Genomic DNA, 18,905 nt, shown 5'->3' with positions numbered 1-18,905 from the left:
GGCTGCGCACGCTCGGCATTATGGCATCAAGGATTCGAAAGCATCATCGGACCTGTCTGAAAGGATCGCGAATGATGTTTCCGCGCGACATTTTACGGCCGGCGGGCGGGTGAAATCGGGGGCCGGATACGCCGCGCGCATGCGCTGCCGGTGCCGGCTCGCCCCCACCACCAACGGCAGTCCGCCGCGCGCGAACCAGGCATCGGCCGAACGGCCAGTCCTGCACACCGGCCACTGCTTCCCCCTTATCGTGACGGTCGACTCACGCGCCGCGCGCCCTGCGCGACCTTCCTTCAAAACCCGCACCACCCATACAAAATTTTGTATAATTCAACCATTCTTCCGCCGAAGCCGGTTGTTTTCGTCGGCAGCGCCCTCGCCGATCTTCGCGGCTTTCCGCTGCCCGCGCGACGCGAAGCCGGCCACCAGATCGACCAGGTGCAACGCGGCCTGGCGCCGGACGACTGGAAGCCGATGCGCACCGTCGGCGTCGGCGTGCGGGAAATTCGCCTGCGCGATGCGAGCGGCGCATTCCGGATCATTTACGTCGCGACCTTCGCCGACGCCGTCTACGTGCTTCACTGCTTCAGGAAGCAATCGGCGCGCACGACCAGGGCCGATATCGATCTGGCCGCCCGGCGCTATCGCGCGCTGATGATGGAGAGGAAACGATGACCAACGAACGTTACGAGAGCGTCTGGGACGCAATCGAGGGCCAGCCGGCCGAAGCCGAGAACATGAAGCTGCGCTCCGAACTGATGATCGCACTCAAGCAGCGCATCGCGCAACTCGAGCTCAGCCAGGCCCAGGCCGCGAAACAGCTGGGTGTCACGCAACCGCGCGTCTCCGACCTGCTGCGCGGCAAGATCAACCTGTTCGGGCTCGACGCGCTCGTCAACATGGCGGCGGCTGTCGGCCTGCGCGTCGACCTCCAGGTGCGCGAATCCGCGTGATGCATCGCGGCACGCGCCGCCACCGCATGCCACGCACCGCTCACGATCCGCCGAACCAGTTGTACCCCTGATCGACCCAATAGCCGCCCGGATACGTATCGGTCACGAAGATTTCCATGATGTGCTTCGGGTTCTTGTAGCCGAGCTTGGTCGGCATCCGCAGCTTCATCGGGAAGCCGAATTCCGGCGGCAGCCGGCGGCCGTCGTAGTCGAACGCGAGCAGCGTCTGCGGATGCAGCGCGGTCGGCATGTCGATGCTCTCGTAGTAATCGTCCGCGCACTTGAAGCCCACGTACTTCGCCCGTGTATCGGCGCCGGCCCGTGCGAGAAACGCGCCGAACGGCGTGCCGCCCCAGCGGCCGATCGCGCTCCACCCTTCCACGCAGATATGTCGCGTGATCTGCTCCGCGTGCGGCAGCGCATACAGTTCGTCGAGCGTCCACACGCGCTTGCCCGTCACGCGGCCGGACAGCACGAGCCGGTACGTCGACGCATCGACGTGCGGCACGTCGTCGATCCCGTAGTACGCATTGAACGGGAACGGTCGCGTGATGTCGGCTTCGGTGTAGGTCGGTGCGAGCCGTTCGCCGCTGAACAGCCACGCCTGCACGCGGTCGTTCATGCGCGACACCGTCTCGAGGAACGTGTTGACCGACGCGTCGTCCTTCAACGTGCAGCCGGTCAGCATCGTCAGGCCGCCGAGCGTCAGGATGCGCCGGTTGAAGAGGCGCCGCGACGGCATCTCGAGCTCGCGACGCACGTCGAGCTCGAGCGACTTCCGGTCGAGCGTCCAGCGCGAACCGTCGCGCTTGTATTCGGATTCCGACATGATGATTTCCTTCGCCCGCGGCTCGCGGGTCAGCGACCGCGCAGCATCGCGAGCAGCGAGCGCGGCACCAGCAGCGCCATCGCGACGTGAACGACAACGAATGCGACGAGCAGCGACATCGCCCAGAAGTGCACGACACGCGCGTTGTCGTAGCCGCCGAACAATTCGCGCAGCAGCGGGAATTGCACGGATTTCCAGATCGTGAGCCCCGACAGCACCAGCACGACGAGATCGACGATCGCGGTCAGGTAAGCGGCACGCTGCACCGCGTTGTAGACGCTCAGGTCGTCGTGCGACAGCCGTCCGCCCAGCGCGGCACGCACGTCGCGCCATATCGACGCCGGCGTGACCGGCAGCATCTTGCGTGCGAGGCGCCCTGTCGCGATCGACATCGCGAGGTAGAACAGCCCGTTGCCGACCAGCAGCCACATTGCCGCGAAATGCCATTGCAGCGCGCCGCCGAGCCAGCCGCCCAGCGTGATGCCGTGCGGAAACACGAACGGCGGATAGATCGGCGACGCATCGTAGATGCGCCAGCCGGACAGCACCATCAGGATCGCCGCGAGCGCATTGAGCCAGTGGCTCGCGCGCACCCACAGCGGATGAATCGGGCGCGCGGGCGGCGTGGCTGTCGCGCGGCCGGTAGCGGGAACGGTTTGCATGATGAAGACTCCGGGAATGAGTCGACCAGACAGGATGCGGTGCGGGCGGCCGCCGTGCGACGCACGCGCCGGCCGCGCCGCGTCCGCTTCCGTCAGTTCGACGGCGCCATCTTGTCGCCCGACGGCTTGCCCATCTCGTCGTGCGACATCGCGTCCTTCTTCATCGCGTCTTTCTTCATCGCGTCTTTCTTCATCGCATGCTTTTTCATGCCGTCCTTCTTCATCGCGTCATGGCCCATTGCATCCTTGGCCATCGCGTCGTGGCCCATCGCGTCCTTCGACATCGACGAACCCGGCTGCGACATCGCGTCGTTCTGTGCATACGCGCCCGTGGCGATCGTGGCGATAGCGGCGACGCAAGCGGCGATCAGTACTTTTTTCATGACATCTCTCCAAAACATGGGTTTAAGGAGCCGAATAGACGGACGACGTCGCGGGAAATGACAGCCGCTGCGAAAATTTTTTTTGAAGTTGCGCGAAAGCGCGCCATGTTGCACCGCTTCGCCCCGGCCGGCCAAGCCGTGGGGCCATGCGGCGGCGACGCGCGCTGCCATTTCGACGGGCCATCGCACCGCCCGCCATGCTGCGGCCGCACCGGGGCAGCCGATCCTCTCCCGGTTGAAACCGCCGCGAAGCCAGTGTATCGTGTGCGCTGCTAACGCGGGGGTCCTGCAATGCGCGCGGTCAAACAACCGGCATTGCGGGTGAGAAATACCCTTTGAACCTGATCTGGATAATGCCAGCGCAGGGAAGCGTACGGATTTCGCCGCCATCCTTCTGACGAAATCCGCCGCCTCACCAAGCCTCGTCTCCTGCTTAGCTCGAGCCCCACATTCGTCAAGGGCTCCGGGCAAGCGCCGAAGCGCCTGTCCGGCGCTCATACAGGAGATTGCATGAACGCCAATCCGAAGTTTCTGTCCGCCGACGCACACGTCGACGCCGCCGCTGTCGCCCCGCTGCCCAATTCGCGCAAGGTTTATGTAACCGGCTCGCAGCCCGACATCCGCGTGCCGATGCGTGAAATCACGCAGGCCGATACGCCGACCGGCTTCGGCGGCGAAAAGAATCCGCCGATCTACGTGTACGACACGTCGGGCCCCTATACCGATCCGGACGCGAAGATCGACATCCGCGCGGGCCTGGCCGCGCTGCGCCAGGGCTGGATCGAGGCACGCGGCGACACCGAAGTGCTCGGCGGCCTGTCGAGCCAGTACGGCCTCGAGCGCGCGGCCGACCCGGCCACCGCCGACCTGCGGTTCCCGGGCCTGCACCGCAACCCGCGCCGCGCACAGGCCGGCAAGAACGTCACGCAGATGCACTACGCGCGCCAGGGCATCATCACGCCGGAAATGGAATACATCGCGATCCGCGAGAACCAGCGCCGCGCCGAGTACCTCGAGAGCCTGAAGGCGAGCGGCCCGAACGGCGCGAAGCTCGCCGCGATGATGGGCCGCCAGCACCCGGGCCAGGCGTTCGGCGCAGCGGCCTTCGGCGCGAACGCGCCGGCCGAGATCACGCCGGAATTCGTGCGCTCGGAAGTGGCATGCGGCCGCGCGATCATCCCCGCGAACATCAACCACCCGGAATCCGAGCCGATGATCATCGGCCGCAACTTCCTCGTGAAGATCAACGCGAACATCGGCAACTCGGCCGTCACGTCGTCGATCGGCGAGGAAGTCGACAAGATGACGTGGGCGATCCGCTGGGGCGGCGACACGGTGATGGACCTGTCGACCGGCAAGCACATCCATGAAACGCGCGAGTGGATCATCCGCAACAGCCCGGTGCCGATCGGCACGGTGCCGATCTACCAGGCGCTGGAAAAGGTCAACGGCAAGGCCGAGGACCTGACCTGGGAAATCTTCCGCGACACGCTGATCGAGCAGGCCGAGCAAGGCGTCGACTACTTCACGATCCACGCGGGCGTGCGCCTGCAGTACGTGCCGCTCACCGCGAACCGGATGACGGGCATCGTGTCGCGCGGCGGCTCGATCATGGCGAAGTGGTGCCTCGCGCATCACAAGGAAAGCTTCCTGTACGAACACTTCGAAGAGATCTGCGAGATCATGAAGGCGTACGACGTGAGCTTCTCGCTCGGCGACGGCCTGCGCCCCGGCTCTATCTACGACGCGAACGACGAAGCGCAGCTCGGCGAGCTGAAGACGCTCGGCGAACTCACGCAGATCGCGTGGAAGCACGACGTGCAGGTGATGATCGAAGGCCCCGGCCACGTGCCGATGCAGCTGATCAAGGAGAACATGGATCTCCAGCTCGACTGGTGCAAGGAAGCGCCGTTCTACACGCTCGGGCCGCTGACCACCGACATCGCGCCGGGCTACGACCACATCACGTCCGGCATCGGCGCCGCGATGATCGGCTGGTTCGGCACCGCGATGCTGTGCTACGTGACGCCGAAGGAACACCTCGGCCTGCCGAACAAGGACGACGTGAAGGAAGGCATCATCACGTACAAGCTCGCCGCTCACGCCGCCGACCTGGCGAAGGGCCACCCGGGTGCGCAGGTGCGCGACAACGCGCTGTCGAAGGCGCGCTTCGAGTTCCGTTGGGAAGACCAGTTCAACATCGGCCTCGATCCGGACAAGGCGCGCGAATTCCACGACGAAACGCTGCCGAAGGATTCCGCGAAGGTCGCGCACTTCTGCTCGATGTGCGGCCCGCACTTCTGCTCGATGAAGATCACGCAGGACGTGCGCGAGTTCGCGGCGCAGCAGGGCGTGTCGGAAACCGAAGCGCTGAAGAAGGGGATGGAAGTCAAGGCGGTCGAGTTCGTCAAGACCGGCGCCGAGATCTATCACCGTCAATAAGCACGCGCGGCGGTCCGCCCGGACCGCTGCGTCTCGCGCTTCGGCGCTGCGCAAGCCCGCTTTCGAGCGGGCTTTTTTTGTGCGTGTGCACGCCGCGTGCCTGCCGGCGCGAGGGAAACAAATGATTACGAAACCGCCCGAGCCTTAACAAGTCCTTACAGCAGCGCCACGGGACGGCGCGTAGATTGGGGTCATGCGCGGTCGCCAGCCGGTCGCGCGACCTCCGTTCACTACCACAAGGACAACGATCATGAACTCGATTCGGCGTTTTGGGGTATGCGCTCTGCTCGTCGCGACGGTGGCCAGCCTGTCGGCCTGCGATTCGATGTCACGACGCCAGCGCGATACGGCAATCGGTGCGGGTGTCGGCGGCGTCGCCGGCGCGGCGATCGGCGGCAGCGCGCTGTCGACGCTCGGCGGCGCAGCGGCCGGCGGCATCATCGGCAACCAGGTCGGCAAGTAAAAGGCGGCGCAGCGCGCCGCAACAGTCGGCCAGACGGCGTTTTCGCGGTGCGAAAGCGCCGTTTTCGCATGCGGCGCCGCAACGTGGCCGGCAGCCCGTGCGGAAATGATCCGTTACCGTTTTGCACACCGTGTCATCGGCGCGCGGCCTAAGCTTAAGCATCTGCCGATTGCCGGCTCCGCCGGAGAGACATCATGAACAGGACCCTCGTCGCCGCGGCGCTCGCCTGCGTGACGCTCGCCGGCTGCTACTACCCGTACGGCTATTATCCCGGCGGCTATTACACGGCTGCACCGGCCCCGGTCTATGTCGATCCGGGCCCCGCCTATTACTATCCGGCACCTGCCTATGCGCCCGCATGGGGCGGCTATTGGGGACCGGCGGTATCGCTCAATTTCGGCTTCGGCGGACACGGCGGCTGGCGCCATCACTGACCGGGCTCGACCGCCGGCACGCGGCTATCCCGTGCCGGCAGCCGGCGACATTCCCGTTTCTTGCCATTTCATCGAAACGTGAAACGACGGGCTGGTAACGGGGTGTAAGATTCTCCGCATCCCTTCCCCGCCCTTCACACTCGATGTCGCCCAAGAACGCCCTTCTGCTGACCGTGCTCGCTGCCCTGTGGGGTGCGTCGTTCCTGTTTATCCGGATCGGCGTCGTCGATCTCGGCGTGGCGCCGCTGATGGCGTTGCGGGTCGGTATCGGCGCGCTGTTTCTCGCGGGCTTCGCGCTGACGCGCTTCAAACCCGCCGATCTCGGCACCCGGCTGCGCCGTCACGCGTGGCCGTTGTTCGTCGTCGGCGCGCTGAACTCGGGCATCCCGTTCTGCCTGTTCGCGTTCGCCGAACTGACGCTGTCGGCCGGCGTGACGTCGGTGATCAACGCGACGACGCCGCTCTGGGGCGCGCTCGTAGCCTACCTGTGGCTGAAGGACAAGCTGTCGCTGCCGCGTGCGCTCGGCCTCGTGATCGGGTTCGCCGGCGTGCTCACGCTCGTGTGGAACCAGATCGCGAATGCGCATGGCGAAACGGGCGCCGCCGCGACCGCGCTCGCCGCCGCCGCCGCACTCGGCGCGACGCTGCTGTACGGCATCGCGGCCAATTACACGAAGCGCAAGCTGACCGGCGTCGATCCGCTCGTCAACGCGACCGGCAGCATGATCGGCTCGACCGTCCTGCTGCTGCCGTTCGCGATCGCCACCTGGCCGGCCGCGCCGGTCAGCGCGCACGCGTGGGGCTCGGTGCTCGCGCTCGGCGTCGCCTGCACAGGCATCGCGTATTTCATCTACTTCTACCTGATCGCGCATGTCGGCCCCGCCCGCGCCATCACCGTGACGTTCGTGATTCCGGTGTTCGGCCTGCTGTGGGGCGCGCTGTTCCTCGGCGAACACGTGTCGGCCGTGATGATCGAAGGCTGCGCGATCGTGCTCGTCGGCACCGCGCTCGCGACCGGCGTGATCAAGCGGATTCCCGGGATCCGGCCGCGCAGCGGCGAAGCGACCTGACGATTCATTCGGGTGCACGTATCGCCATCGGTCGGGCCGTGATGCCTTCCGACCGGGTGCCGGCTGTTCTCCGCGTCGCCGTTGAGGGTACCGCAGCATCGCCGGCATTCGTCTGACGGCGACATGCGCTCGCGGCCCTGCCGGCCGCCGGGATTGCCCGTCTCGCCTCATCGCGCTCACCATGCCGCCGGGTCGTCATGTGCGGCGGCGGCGCCGGCCGCAGCCGCATACCCGCGTGCGTCTGGAGTTTCCCTGATACGCGAGCGGCCCCATTCCCGTTACACTCCGAACACTTACCCGCAGAAGGCGGCCTCGATGTCTCACGTCCTTTCGCGTCCGCCGGCGCGTGCGACCGCTTCAGCGCGGCGGCGCGCTACCGCCCCGCCGCTCGCCCCCGGGCTCCGCTGACATGAAGCCCGCCCGCGACCTCTCGCTCGACTCCCTGCTCGACCGTCTCACGCCGACGCCTGGCGGCTGGGTCGCCACCTATCGCACCACGACGCTGCGCAGCGTGTTCCAGCCCGTGCTGTCGATCACGCACAAGCGGGTCGTCGGTTACGAGGCGCTGCTGCGCGTCGTCGACGCGAACGGCGCACTGATCTCGCCCGCCGCGTTGTTCGACAAGACGCGCGCCGACGCCGACGCGCTGCTGCTCGACCGGCTCGCGCGCTGCCTGCATACGGCCAACTTCGTCGCGCAGGGCATCGGCGACGGCTGGCTGTTCCTGAACGTCACGCCGCGCGTGCTCGACTCGGGCCTCGTGCAGCGCGAATTCGTCGAGGCACTGTGCCGGCATTTCGCGCTGCCGCCGAACCGCATCGTGCTGGAGGTGGTCGAACAGCCGTCGCGCGACGAAGCCGCGCTCGCCCGCACGATCGACATGATCCAGCATCGCGACTTCCTGATCGCGATCGACGATTTCGGCACCGGATTCTCGAACTTCGACCGCGTGTGGCGCGCGCGCCCGGACATCGTCAAGCTCGATCGCTCGCTCGTCGAACGCTCGACCGGTTCGGCCGACGATCGCCGCATCATGCATCACCTCGTGTCGATGCTGCACCAGGCCGGCGCGATGGTGCTCGCCGAGGGCGTCGAGAACGACGATTCGCTGCAGGCGCTGATGGAAGCCGACATCGATTTCGTGCAGGGTTTCCAGTTCGGCCAGCCCGACGCATCGATCGCCCATGCCAGCGCGGCAGCACCCGCGATGCTCGACGCCGCGTGGCAGCGCTTCATCGCCCGCCGGCACACGCCGGTCGTCGCCGAGCAGCCGGGCTTCGACGCGATCGAACGGCTCGTGCTGACCGGCGCGGCCGCGTTTTCCGCGAGCGGCAACCTGCAGGACGCCGCGCAACGCGTGTTCGCGGTGCCGGCCGCCCGCCGCGTGTTCGTCACCGACGAAACCGGCGAGCAGTTCCTGCCGTCGATCGGCGCGCCCGCCGACGACGGCCAGGCCGGCGTCACCCGCCTCGCACCGCTCTTTCCGGAGACCCACAGCAACTGGTCGCGGCGCCCGTATTTCCAGCGCGCGATCGCCGCGCCCGGACGCGTCGCGCTGATGGGCCCGCATTTCTCGCTGACGGAAGGCCGCGACTGCTATACGGCCGCCGTCGCGATCCGCGCGCAGAGCCGGCTCGTCGTGTTCTGCGTCGACTTCGTACTCGACAGCGCCGGCACCGTGATGCGGTAACCGGCGCGGATGCGAACGCCCGACCGCCGCACCCGCGGTTCGTCCGCCCGACCATTCGTCAGTCGATCACCTTCCCTCTTCCCGACTTCACCGCGCTGCGGCGCGACTTGTGCTCGAGCCGCCGCTCCTTCGACGCGCGCGTCGGCCGCGTGGCGACCCGTGCGCGCGGCGTGAACGCAACGCCGGCGATCAATGCATCGAGGCGCGCCAGCGCGGCCTCGCGGTTTTTCTCCTGGGTGCGGTATTCCTGCGACTTGATCACGACGATGCCGTCGCGCGTGATGCGCTGGTCGGACAGCGCGAGAAGCCGCTCCTTGATGACAGGCGGCAACGACGACGCACGGATGTCGAAGCGCAGGTGGATCGCGCTCGACACCTTGTTCACGTTCTGCCCGCCGGCGCCTTGCGCGCGCACGGCCGTCCATTCGACCTCGGCCGGATCGAGCGTATAGCGGATCATCATCGCGACGCCTCCATGCGGCGCCGTGCAAGCGCCTCGTCGACGCGTGCCGCGAGCCCCGAATCGCGCTGCGTGCGCGTCGCGACCGCCTGCGCCAGCACGCGCCGCGGCCCGATCACCTGCACGCGCGTGCGGGCACGCGTGACAGCCGTATAGACGAGTTCGCGCGTGAGCACACGGCCGAACGATGCCGGCAGCACGAGCGCGGCTTCGTCGAATTCCGAGCCCTGCGATTTGTGGACCGTCAGCGCGAACGCGGTTTCGTGCGGCGGCAGCGCGGCCGGCGACACCGCGCGCGCGGTGCCGTCCGCACGCCGGAACCACACGCGCAGCACGCCGTGCGCGTCGGGCAGCGCAATGCCGATGTCGCCGTTGAACAGCCCGAGCGCGTAGTCGTTGCGCGTCACCATGATCGGCCGCCCCGTGAACCAGTGCGCGCCGACCGCCAGCGGCACGCGCGCCGCGTGGCGCACGTGCGCGGCCACGAGCGCATTGACGTGCTCCGCGCCGCGCAAGCCGCTGCGGGTCGCGCACAGGATCCGGAACCGGTTGAGCGCGTCGAACAGCGGCAGCGGATCGGGCACCGGCGCGGCCAGCACGTCGCGCAACGCGTCGAGGTAAGCACCGAACCGCCGCGCGAGCCGCTCGAGCGTCGACGTCGCGAGCGACTCGCCCGCATCGTCATGGAAAGACGCGGCCGCCGAATCGTCGGCGGGCAGCGCGTCGAGCGCGGCCTGCACGTCGCCGCTGCGGATCGCGAGCGACAGCCGCCCGATCGGCGAATCGAGGCCGAAGCGGTAGTTGCGTTCGAGCCAGACGACGCAGTCGGCGAGCGGCGCGGGTGCGGGCGTGGGTGCGGCGGACGCGGCGGCGGGTTCGCCCGGCGGGTTCGATTTGACCGACGCAAGCGCCACGTCGCCTGCGTCGAACGGCGGCAGCTCGACGGCGTCGAGCCACGCCAGTTCGTCGACCTCGATCCATGCGGAGGCCTCGCCTGCATCGCCAGCTTCACCGGTTTCGGCCGGCGGCGGCGCGACGTTGGACGACGAAACTTCGTCATCCTGCGGTTCGTCGTCGAAGAGTGATGCCTGTCTCGCATCGGCCTTCCGTCGCGACGCCGGCTTGCGTGTAGCGGCAAGCGCCGATGGCGGCGCCGGGGCACGGGCCGCGGCGGAAACCGGATGCCCGGCGGGAACGGCCGCGGCTACGGTCGCGGCCTCGTCCTGCACCGGCAACGCCGCGACGAATGCCGCCTCGTCGATGCCGAGCGCCTGCGCGATGCGCGTGCGCGCCGCGGCGGTAAACGCCGGTCGCGCGCTCAGCTCCGCAAATACGGCACCCGCCTCGACCGCGGCCAGTTGATCCTTGTCGCCGAGCAGCACGAGCCGCGCGCCCGGCGCGAGCGCATCGAGCAGATGCGCGGCGAGCGCGACGTCGATCATCGATGCCTCGTCGACGACGATCAGGTCGTACGGCAGCGGATTGTCGCGATGATGCCGGAAACCGGCCGCCCCGCCGCCGCCCAGCAGCCGGTGCAGCGTGTACGACGTATCGGGCAGGCGCGCCGCGAGTTCGGGCGGCAGGTCGCCGGCCCGCGCATGCAGTGCTTCCTGCATCCGCTGCGCGGCCTTGCCGGTCGGCGCGGCCAGCGCGACGCGCAGCCCCGGATGCGCATCGAGCAGACAGGCCAGCACGCCGACGACGGTCGTCGTCTTGCCCGTGCCCGGGCCACCGCTGACGATCGTCACGCGGCCGGTCAGCGCGACGATCGCCGCGACGCGCTGCCAGTCGACTTCGCCGTTCGCCGGCCCGAAGTAACGCGCGAGACTGTCGCGCAACCGGTCGGGCGCAAGACCTTCGTCCGGCATGGTCGCACCGGCCTGCGCGACGAGCGCATCGGCGAGCCGCCGTTCGTAGTCGAAATAGCGCGACAGGTACAGGTGGTCGTGGCGGTCGACGATCAGCGGCCGCTCGTCGCCACGCGCGAGCGTGCCGAACGCGACCACGCCGCTCGCGGCGAGCGCCGCGCGAACCTCGTCGAGCGGTGTTTCGTAGCGCTGCGCGAGCGCGCCGAGCGCAACGCACACGTGGCCGCCCGCGGTCGCACGACTCGTCGCGAACGCGGCGCGCGCCGCCCAGCGCGCGGCCGCGGCCGGTGCGCCGGCGCGGCGAGCGAGATCGCCGATCCGCCGCGCGAAACCTTCCGCGAGCGCGATGCCGAAATCGGCGGGCTCGGGCAGCCGCGCGACGAGGCCGCCGGTGAATTCGAGCGTATCGTCCTGCTCGTTCATGCGCGGCCCCCTTCCATCATCCGGTCGAGTGCGTCGACAAGCGCGCGCGCGGGCCGCCGCGCATGCACGCCGGCCGGCTCGCCGCCGCTGCGCCAGCCGAGCCGCACACCCCGCACGAACAGGTACAGGTAGCCCGCGACATGCGTGTCGTAGTCGTAATCGGGCAGCCGCCCGCGCAGGTAGCGATGCAGCGCGACCGTATAGAGCAGCGCCTGCAGGTGATACGCGTGGTCGGCCATCGCGACGTCGAGCGCGCGCGGGCCATAGGCGTCCGGCGTCGTGCCGAGATGGTTCGACTTCCAGTCGACGATCCAGAAGCGGCCGTCGTGTTCGACGATCATGTCGATGAAACCCTTGATGAAACCGGCGAGCATGCCCGCCTCCAGTGCAACGTCCGGGTAGCCGTGCGCGACCAGCAGGCGGCGTAGCGCCATCAGGTCGAGCGACGGCGCCGGGAACAGGAACCCCATTTCGTCGAGCCGCTTCGCGGGATCGAGATCGACGAGCCGCATGCCCGGCACGAGCTCGGTGTGCACGACGTCATCGACCAGCTGCACCATCATCGCCGGCAGACGTGTCGCGAGTTCGGGCCCGGCCTCGACCGGCCGGTCGTGCAGCGCACCGAGCGCGGCCTTCGGCCACGACTCGGGCTCCGTGAACCGGCTGAGCTCGAACAGGCGGTGCAGGCACTCGCCGGCCGCCGCGCCGCGCGGGAACACGAGGATGTCGTCGTCCGGCGGTTCGGGCGCAACCGTATCGGCCAACAGCCACTCGGCATCCGGCGCAACCGCGGCAAGCGCATCGTGGTCGGGCCGCAGTTCGTCATCCGGCACGGCCGCGACGCCCGCCTCCTCGCGCGCCATCGACGCGGTCAGCGAACTGAAGCTGGCCATCCGCCAGGCATCGCGCAGCACGCGCGTCGCATGGCGCGCCGCGAGCGTCTGCGACGCGTCGTGCCCGGCCGCCAGACGCTCGGGGCGAGCTGGCGCCGGCAGCGGCGCGACGCTCACGGGGCCGCCCGCGAGCGCGTGCCACGCCGTATCGAGCGCGGCTTCGTCGGGCGGCTCGTCGAGCCACGCATCGAACGCCTGGCCCGCGCCGGCGACGAGCCAGTTGAGCACGCTGCGTCGCGCCTCGCGCGTCGAGCGCGACGACAGGTACGGCCCGGCGACGACGTAGCAGCGATAGACCGCACGCGTGAGCGCCACGTAGACGAGCCGCGCGCGTTCCGCGGCCTGCTCGCGCAGCGCTTGCCGCGCCGCGTGTGCGGCCGCCTCGTCGTCGCACCCGTAATGCAGCACCGCGTCGCCCGCATCGTCGTGGTATTCGCGCGCATCGGGCAACGCGGACGCGGGCGGCTCGCGCAACCCGCCGTCGTTCAGGAACGGACAGAACACGATCGCGTATTCGAGGCCTTTCGACTTGTGCACGGTGACGATCTGCACGAGGTTGCGATCGGATTCGAGCCGCAACTGCGCTTCCTCGCCGCCGCCGTCGAGCCGTTGCGCGGCAAGCCAGCGCAGCGTCGGCGCGATGCCCGGCTGCGCGGACGCGCGTGCCTGCGTCAGTTCGGCCAGATGGTTGATGTCGGTCACGCGACGCTCGCCGTCCGCGCCGGCCATCAGCCGCTCGGCGATCCGCAATTCGCGCGTGAACGTGCGCCACATCACCGCGAAACCGCGTTCGCGCCACAGCAGCCGGTACCGCGAGAAGCGCTCGACCCAGCTCATCGCGTCGGCACTGTCGGCCGCGGACGCTTCGTGTGACGCATCACCGTCGCCCTGCTCCATCCGCCACAGTGCGCCGGCATCGAGGCCGAACCAGTCGGCTGCGAGCGCGGCGCGCAGCCGCCGCAGGTCGCCCGGCGCATCGATCGCCGCCAGCACGCGTTCAAGCTGCTCCGCGTCGCCGGTCGAGAACACCGAGGCCTGCGCCAGTTCCACGCTGCCGATGCCCCACGTGGCCAGCACGCGCTTCACGAGACTGCCCTGCCGGTGCGTCTGCACGAGCACCGCGATATCTCCTGGCGACAGCGGCGACTCGCCGAGCCGCACGCGCCCTTCGCGCGCGCCCCGCATCAGCCGGGCAATCTCGGCGGCACAGGCCTGCGCGGCCTGTGCCTGCGCATCACGCTTGAGCAACGTGCCTTCACCGCCAGGCAACGCCCACACCCGGAAGTCGCCGGACGGGCCCGGATCGGTTTCGTCGACGAACGGCGCGCGCACGCGCGTGCCGGCACGCACCGCGTAATAGTCGAGCCCGTCGAGCACGAACGCGCGCGGATTCGACATGAAAAAGCGGTTGCACGCATCGACGATCGCGGGCGTCGAACGCTGGTTGACCGCGAGCGTGTAGCACGCGCTCGCCCGCGCGCGCGCCGCCAGATAGGTATGCAGATCGGCCGCGCGGAAGCTGTAGATCGCCTGTTTCGGATCGCCGACGAGGAATAACGGGCCGCCCGGCGCGAAGATCCGGTCGAAGATCGCGAACTGCAGCGGGTCGGTATCCTGGAACTCGTCGATCAGCGCGGCCGGATAGCGCGCGCGCAGCGTCTCGGCGAGCCACGGATGCGCATGCAGCGCGTGGTACAGGTTCGCCAGCAGATCGTCGAACGACACGATGCGCCGCGTGCGCTTGCGCTCGGCCAGCTCGCCCGGCGCCATGTCGAGCCATTCGGCGATCAGCGCGAGCCAGCGCGCGCGCTGCGCGGCTTCAGCCGCCGCCACGGCCGCCTCGAGCGCGTCCGCCACGTCGAAGAACGCGTGTTCGGGCGTCGCGCCGCCTTTTTTCGTCGCCTTCACGAGCGCGGTGCGCGTGAGCTTCAGCGCGGCCTTCGGCAGCGCAGCCGTCGCGTCGCCTTGCGCGAAATGCGCGGCCCATGCGGCGAGCGCATCGGCAACCGCTTCGGGTTTGTGCGAACGCTGGTTGAGCGCGGGCTGCGCGGCGCGCAGCAACGCATCGATTGCTTCGCGCTCGGCCGCCCACATCCGCCCGGCCTCCGCGAAACATTCGGCCGCGGCGGCCTCGGCCGATTCGTCGGGCTCGGTCACGCCGTCCCAGCGCAGCGCGGCGAGCGGCTTCTTCAGCCGGCGCGCGAGCTGCGCATCGAGCGCGGCCGGCCCGGCGCCCGATTCGACGAGCCAGGTCGCGAAACCCGGCCAGCGCGCGGCCGCCGGTTCGACGCGCGTGCGCCAGAAATCCGCCGCGAGTTCGAAGCGCAGCGACGCATCGTCGGCCTCCATGTCGAACGCGAACGGCATCGCGGCCGCGAACGGCGCTTCCTGCAGCGCACGCTGGCAGAACGCGTGGATCGTATGGATGGCCGCCTGGTCGAACGCGCGCAACGCACGCCGGATCCGCTTCGCGGCCGTTTCGGGATCGAGCTCGCCACCTTCGCCGAGCGTCGTCTCGAGCAGGCGCTCGATGAACGGATCGCCGCCGTCGTCACCCGTGTCGAGCGCATGCGCAAGCTGCGCGAGCCGGCCGCGAATCCGCTCGTGCAGCTCCGCGGTCGCCGCCTTCGTGAAGGTCACGACGAGGATTTCGTCTGCGCCGAGATCCTTTTCCAGCAGCAGGCGCACATAGAGCGCGCAGATGTTCCAGGTCTTGCCGGTGCCGGCCGATGCCTCGATCTGGTTGACGCCATCGAGCGGACACGCGAACACGTCGAGTTCGAGCGCCTGCTGCGGCTGCGACACGGCGCTCATGCGACCTCCTTCAGATGCTCGACGAGCGGATCGAACACGAGCCGCGCGAGCGTGGCGAACGGCTCGTCGAGCGACGCATGCGCGCCGCGCCATGCGATCGCGATGGCCGGATCGTCGGCTTCGCTCACGACCCGTTCGTTGATCCAGACACTCGCGGCCTTGGCCTCGCCGTCGGACACCCGCGCCCATGCGCTGCGCGGGAAAAACCGCAGCGGCATGCGCCGCCCCGCGCGAAACAGCGCGGCAAGCGGTGCGAGCTGCTCGAGCGGCGCGGCGACAGGCGTCAGCTCGAATGCGCCGCCGCTGCCGAACCACAGCGTGCGGCGCGGGCCGCCGGGCTCGATCGCGCAGTAGACGAGATGCGCAAGCCACGCGGACAGGTAGTCGCGCGCACTCGGCCTCGCATAACGGTAGATGATCTGCCCGGCCTGCGTCAGCCGGTTCAGCGTGCCGTGCAGTTCAAGCGGTGCGCTCACCGCGTCGCCCGACAGCAGCGCGTCGTGCGCGCCGAACAGCGTCTGTTCGGTGTCGGGCCACGCGGGCACGACGGTGAGCGAGAACGACCGCCGCTCCATCCCGTCGGCCAGCGCACGACGCACGTTCGATGCCAGTTGCGTCATCGAGCCGAGCGCCTGGTCGCGCCACACGGCGCCTGTCGCGCCGCCCGGCAGTTCGGGGCTCGCGTCCGCGATGCGCAGCGCATGATCGTGCACGCCGCCCTCGTCCGATTCGATCAGCAGCGGCAGCACGCGCTCGGCGAGCGCATCGCTGCCGGCGAAGTCGAGCGCGAACGGTTCCGTATCGAGCAGTTCGGCCTGCGCGTCGGCAAGCACGATGCCGAGCCGGCCGCGCAGCAACGCGCGCGCCGGATGGCGCCAGAAGCGTTCGAATTCGCTGAATGCGACAGGCTCGACCGGTTCGGCCGGCAGCGGCTGCGCGAAGAACGGCAATTCGCGCGGGCCGTCGCGCGACGCTTCGGCGGCGAGCAGCGACGCGAGCGTCGCCCGCTCGGCGTCATAGGAAACAAGCGCGCTGCCGGGCTGGAAATACGCGGCCGCGAACGGTTGCAGCGGATGCTCGACGATGAACGCGCGCCGCGCGGCATCGACCGCGTCCGGCGCGGCGTCGGGGCCCGCCGTGACGAGCGCGAGATGGTCGAGCAATTCGTCGACGAGCGCCGCGGGCGGCAACGGCGCGTTGTCGCGAATGCTGCGGCCCGTATAGGCAATCAGCAACCGGTCGCGTGCGGCGAGCAGCAGGTCGAGAAACAGGTTGCGCTCGTCGTCGCGGCGCTGGCGATCGCCGAGCTTCGGCAACACGGCCATCAGGTCGAATTCGTCCGCGCGCGCGAGGCTCGGCAGCACGCCATCGTCCATCCCGAGCAGGCAGACGATGCGATACGGCAGCCCGCGCAGGCTCGTCAGCGACGAGAACGTGACGCCGCCCCACGGCACCCCGCCGCGCGCCGGATCGTCGAGCGCGGCGGCCAGCCCGGCCCGGACGACGGCCGCCGGCAGCGCTTCGTCGGGCGCCCCCTCCGTCATCGCGGCCAGCATCGCGTCGAGCGCGTCGCGCACGCCCGCGAGCGCATCCGCATACGCGGCGCCCGAATCGAAGAAACGCGCAAGCGTGTCGGCGAACAGTTCGCTCCAGCCGTGCGGCGTATGCGATTCGGCCAGCCGCCGCGCGAAACCGTCGAGATCGTCGGTGAAACGTGCGAGCCGGCCGAGCAGTTCGGCCTCGCTGCCGGTGGCCGCCTCGATCGGCAGCCATGCGCCGACCGGTGCCGCGCCTTCCGGCATCGCATAACCGAGAAAGAGCCGCGCGAGCGCATCGGAGAACGTATGACGCGGCGACGGCACGGCCGCATCGTCGCTCGCGAGCGGCGACAGCCCGCGCCGCGCGCCGGCGGCCGCGAGCCAGGTCTGCACCGTCTCGAGCGCCGTCGCGTCGATGCCGTAGCGTGCCGCCACCGCGTCGACGCGCAGCCATTCGACCAGCTCGGGCGCACCGACCTGCCGCTCCGGCAACGCGAGCCAGTCGAGCAGCACGCGCGCGACCGGGTTCGCCTGCGAAGGCGGCAGGCCGGTGATCCGGTAAGGCACGCGCGCACCGCCACTGCCGGCCGTGCCGAACACCGCATCGATCAGCGGGCCGGCCGCCGCGAGATCGGCGACCGCGACGAGCACGTCGGACGGCTGCAGGCTCGCGTCGGCGTCGAACCATGCGAGCAGCCGGTCGTGCAGCACCTCGAGCTGGCGCGCGAGGCTGTGGCACACGTGCACCTCGATGCCGCGCTCGGCCGGGGCATCGTCGGCTTCGGCCTCGGGCCGCAGCTCGAGGATCGCGTTCTGCACACGCGCGAGCCACGTCGGCGCGGGATTCTCGACGAAACGCGACGCGTCGCCCGACGCGGCGCTTTCGGTCAGTTCGTGCAGCATGTGCAGCTGCGCCTGGGTCTGCCTGCCCCATTCGGCGAGCAGCGGATGGCCGACCTCCTGGTAGTCGAGCCGCCCGGCCGCGTCGAGCGCCTCGGCATGCGCGGCGGTCACGATGTCGAACCAGAATTCGCGGCACGGGTTCAGCGCATAGACGCGCACGTCGATCCAGCGCGACAGCTCGCGCAGCAACGCGACGTGCAGCGGCGGCATCGTCGGCAGCGCGAACACGCTGACCGATTCCGGCCAGTGCGTGCGTGCGCGCGCGACGGTTTCGGCATCGAGATGGCGCGCCTCGACGAGGAAGCGGTGCGCCGGTGGCGTGCCGCTGTCGCTCAGCTCGGCGAGCAGCGCGCGCCACAGCGCGGCCTGCCAGCGCTCGTCGTCGCGCGCGGCGTCGCTGATCCCGCGCGGCGCGCCGTCGCCCGCGAGCACGGACTCGCCGGCCTGCCACGCGGCGAGCCACTCGGGACGATAGGTCAGGTAATGGTCGAGCACGGCCGCGACGCGATGGGCAAGCTCGTAGCGCATCGCATCGTCGGACGCGGACAGATACGCGGCCAGCCGCGGCGACGCGAGCCACGGCGCACCGTCGGATGCCTGCGCGAACAGCCGGTAGCAGCGCCACACGAGGCGGTCGGGTGCGAACGGCGAACGCGCGGGCACCGTCAGCACGCGGCCGATCTGCGCCCACAGCCATTGCGCGAGATACGTGAACTCGACGTTCGCGCATACGCCGTTGCGCGCGGCGATGTCGAGCTCGAGGCGACGGCGCAGCGCCGCGCTCGGCACGATGACCTGTTGCGGCGCCCACGGGCCGTTGCGGGCCGGGAACGCGGCCAGATCCTCGAGCAGCGCGTCGGCCAGCGTTTCGTGACGGTTCGAATAGAAGAGATGGAGCATGAAGCAGGCGTCGGAACCTCGCGCGGGCAGGGCCGGGCGAACAGGATCACCAAGGATAGCAAATGGACCGCCTCCGCGAACCTCGGCCGGAAAGCCAGGTTTTGCGGACCGCGAAATACGATAGACTCGTCGCCAGTCAATACGCCGCCCCGGGCGTCTTCGTCAGCCATTCAGTCCATC

General features: G+C 69.4%; 14 protein-coding genes and 1 riboswitch. Of the genes, 7 read left to right on the top strand and 7 right to left on the bottom strand.

The features are described from left to right. Positions 1-321 precede the first annotated feature (321 nt). Together PQB87_RS06470 and PQB87_RS06465 are read left to right on the top strand one after the other, a co-directional pair. Positions 322-675, top strand: coding sequence for a type II toxin-antitoxin system RelE/ParE family toxin (locus PQB87_RS06470; RefSeq protein ID WP_060196151.1), 354 nt, complete (start codon positions 322-324; stop codon positions 673-675). Continuing rightward, entirely contained in the window at positions 672-953 is a 282-nt protein-coding gene (locus PQB87_RS06465) for a helix-turn-helix domain-containing protein (RefSeq protein ID WP_021162059.1), read from the top strand. The genes PQB87_RS06470 and PQB87_RS06465 overlap by 4 nt, the downstream gene beginning before the upstream one ends. 40 nt (positions 954-993) lie before the next feature. On the opposite strand, the gene PQB87_RS06460 is transcribed toward PQB87_RS06465, so the two are convergent. The 3 genes from PQB87_RS06460 to PQB87_RS06450 all read right to left on the bottom strand — a co-directional run bounded on the left by PQB87_RS06460 (position 994) and on the right by PQB87_RS06450 (position 2,827). After that, a complete protein-coding gene (locus PQB87_RS06460) occupies positions 994-1,782 on the bottom strand; it encodes a molybdopterin-dependent oxidoreductase (RefSeq protein WP_021162060.1) in 789 nt (262 codons plus the stop codon). Positions 1,783-1,811: 29 nt separating this feature from the next. Next, the gene (locus tag PQB87_RS06455) at positions 1,812-2,444 is read right to left on the bottom strand and encodes a cytochrome b/b6 domain-containing protein (protein WP_027787939.1); all 633 of its coding nucleotides are present in this window, start codon (positions 2,442-2,444) and stop codon (positions 1,812-1,814) included. A gap of 92 nt (positions 2,445-2,536) precedes the next feature. Continuing rightward, positions 2,537-2,827 carry a pentapeptide MXKDX repeat protein gene (locus tag PQB87_RS06450; protein WP_153488041.1) on the bottom strand — a complete coding sequence of 97 codons (291 nt, stop codon included), beginning with the start codon at positions 2,825-2,827 and terminating at the stop codon, positions 2,537-2,539. A 269-nt stretch (positions 2,828-3,096) separates the two neighbouring features. Further along, positions 3,097-3,213: riboswitch (TPP riboswitch) on the top strand. Between the two features lie 124 nt (positions 3,214-3,337). On the opposite strand from PQB87_RS06450, the gene thiC reads away from it, so the two are divergent. The 5 genes from thiC (at position 3,338) to PQB87_RS06425 (ending at position 8,926) form a co-directional block, all read left to right on the top strand. Continuing rightward, positions 3,338-5,269, top strand: a complete 1,932-nt coding sequence (gene thiC / locus PQB87_RS06445) for a phosphomethylpyrimidine synthase ThiC (RefSeq protein ID WP_048024440.1) — start codon at positions 3,338-3,340, stop codon at positions 5,267-5,269. 250 nt (positions 5,270-5,519) lie between these two features. Beyond that, a complete protein-coding gene (locus PQB87_RS06440; protein WP_021162063.1) occupies positions 5,520-5,732 on the top strand; it encodes a YMGG-like glycine zipper-containing protein in 213 nt (70 codons plus the stop codon). Positions 5,733-5,926: 194 nt separating this feature from the next. Continuing rightward, positions 5,927-6,166 (top strand): hypothetical protein, encoded by a 240-nt coding sequence (locus PQB87_RS06435; protein ID WP_060225401.1) that lies wholly within the window; start codon positions 5,927-5,929, stop codon positions 6,164-6,166. Between the two features lie 143 nt (positions 6,167-6,309). After that, complete coding sequence (locus PQB87_RS06430) at positions 6,310-7,236, top strand: DMT family transporter (protein WP_027787943.1); 927 nt, start codon at positions 6,310-6,312, stop codon at positions 7,234-7,236. Positions 7,237-7,645: 409 nt separating this feature from the next. Then, positions 7,646-8,926: a sensor domain-containing phosphodiesterase gene (locus PQB87_RS06425; protein ID WP_059681903.1), complete on the top strand. Its 1,281-nt coding sequence runs from the start codon at positions 7,646-7,648 to the stop codon at positions 8,924-8,926. Between the two features lie 58 nt (positions 8,927-8,984). On the opposite strand, the gene arfB is transcribed toward PQB87_RS06425, so the two are convergent. The 4 genes from arfB to recC are packed head-to-tail and all read right to left on the bottom strand — an operon-like array spanning position 8,985 to position 18,725. Next, the gene (gene arfB / locus PQB87_RS06420; protein WP_021162067.1) at positions 8,985-9,389 is read right to left on the bottom strand and encodes an alternative ribosome rescue aminoacyl-tRNA hydrolase ArfB; all 405 of its coding nucleotides are present in this window, start codon (positions 9,387-9,389) and stop codon (positions 8,985-8,987) included. Then, entirely contained in the window at positions 9,386-11,677 is a 2,292-nt protein-coding gene (locus PQB87_RS06415; RefSeq protein WP_489242700.1) for an AAA family ATPase, read from the bottom strand. Before PQB87_RS06415 ends, arfB begins: the two co-directional genes overlap by 4 nt. After that, positions 11,674-15,384 (bottom strand): exodeoxyribonuclease V subunit beta, encoded by a 3,711-nt coding sequence (gene recB / locus PQB87_RS06410; protein ID WP_489242699.1) that lies wholly within the window; start codon positions 15,382-15,384, stop codon positions 11,674-11,676. Before recB ends, PQB87_RS06415 begins: the two co-directional genes overlap by 4 nt. After that, entirely contained in the window at positions 15,381-18,725 is a 3,345-nt protein-coding gene (gene recC / locus PQB87_RS06405; RefSeq protein ID WP_489242698.1) for an exodeoxyribonuclease V subunit gamma, read from the bottom strand. Before recC ends, recB begins: the two co-directional genes overlap by 4 nt. Between the last annotated feature and the right edge of the window lie 180 nt (positions 18,726-18,905).

The organism is Burkholderia sp. KL41 (assembly GCF_057005415.2).
The sequence above is the reverse complement of the archived record's forward strand: the minus strand, read 5'-3'. Positions and strand labels throughout refer to the sequence as shown.

What these genes read in the sequence shown, in the direction of transcription:
- PQB87_RS06465 (WP_021162059.1), top strand. Translation starts at nt 672, where the DNA reads ATGACCAACGAACGTTACGAGAGCGTCTGGGACGCAATCGAGGGCCAG.
- thiC (WP_048024440.1), top strand. Translation starts at nt 3,338, where the DNA reads ATGAACGCCAATCCGAAGTTTCTGTCCGCCGACGCACACGTCGACGCC.
- arfB (WP_021162067.1), bottom strand. Translation starts at nt 9,389, where the DNA reads ATGATGATCCGCTATACGCTCGATCCGGCCGAGGTCGAATGGACGGCC.
- recC (WP_489242698.1), bottom strand. Translation starts at nt 18,725, where the DNA reads ATGCTCCATCTCTTCTATTCGAACCGTCACGAAACGCTGGCCGACGCG.
- PQB87_RS06460 (WP_021162060.1), bottom strand. Translation starts at nt 1,782, where the DNA reads ATGTCGGAATCCGAATACAAGCGCGACGGTTCGCGCTGGACGCTCGAC.
- PQB87_RS06430 (WP_027787943.1), top strand. Translation starts at nt 6,310, where the DNA reads ATGTCGCCCAAGAACGCCCTTCTGCTGACCGTGCTCGCTGCCCTGTGG.
- recB (WP_489242699.1), bottom strand. Translation starts at nt 15,384, where the DNA reads ATGAGCGCCGTGTCGCAGCCGCAGCAGGCGCTCGAACTCGACGTGTTC.
- PQB87_RS06455 (WP_027787939.1), bottom strand. Translation starts at nt 2,444, where the DNA reads ATGCAAACCGTTCCCGCTACCGGCCGCGCGACAGCCACGCCGCCCGCG.
- PQB87_RS06415 (WP_489242700.1), bottom strand. Translation starts at nt 11,677, where the DNA reads ATGAACGAGCAGGACGATACGCTCGAATTCACCGGCGGCCTCGTCGCG.
- PQB87_RS06425 (WP_059681903.1), top strand. Translation starts at nt 7,646, where the DNA reads ATGAAGCCCGCCCGCGACCTCTCGCTCGACTCCCTGCTCGACCGTCTC.
- PQB87_RS06435 (WP_060225401.1), top strand. Translation starts at nt 5,927, where the DNA reads ATGAACAGGACCCTCGTCGCCGCGGCGCTCGCCTGCGTGACGCTCGCC.
- PQB87_RS06440 (WP_021162063.1), top strand. Translation starts at nt 5,520, where the DNA reads ATGAACTCGATTCGGCGTTTTGGGGTATGCGCTCTGCTCGTCGCGACG.
- PQB87_RS06450 (WP_153488041.1), bottom strand. Translation starts at nt 2,827, where the DNA reads ATGAAAAAAGTACTGATCGCCGCTTGCGTCGCCGCTATCGCCACGATC.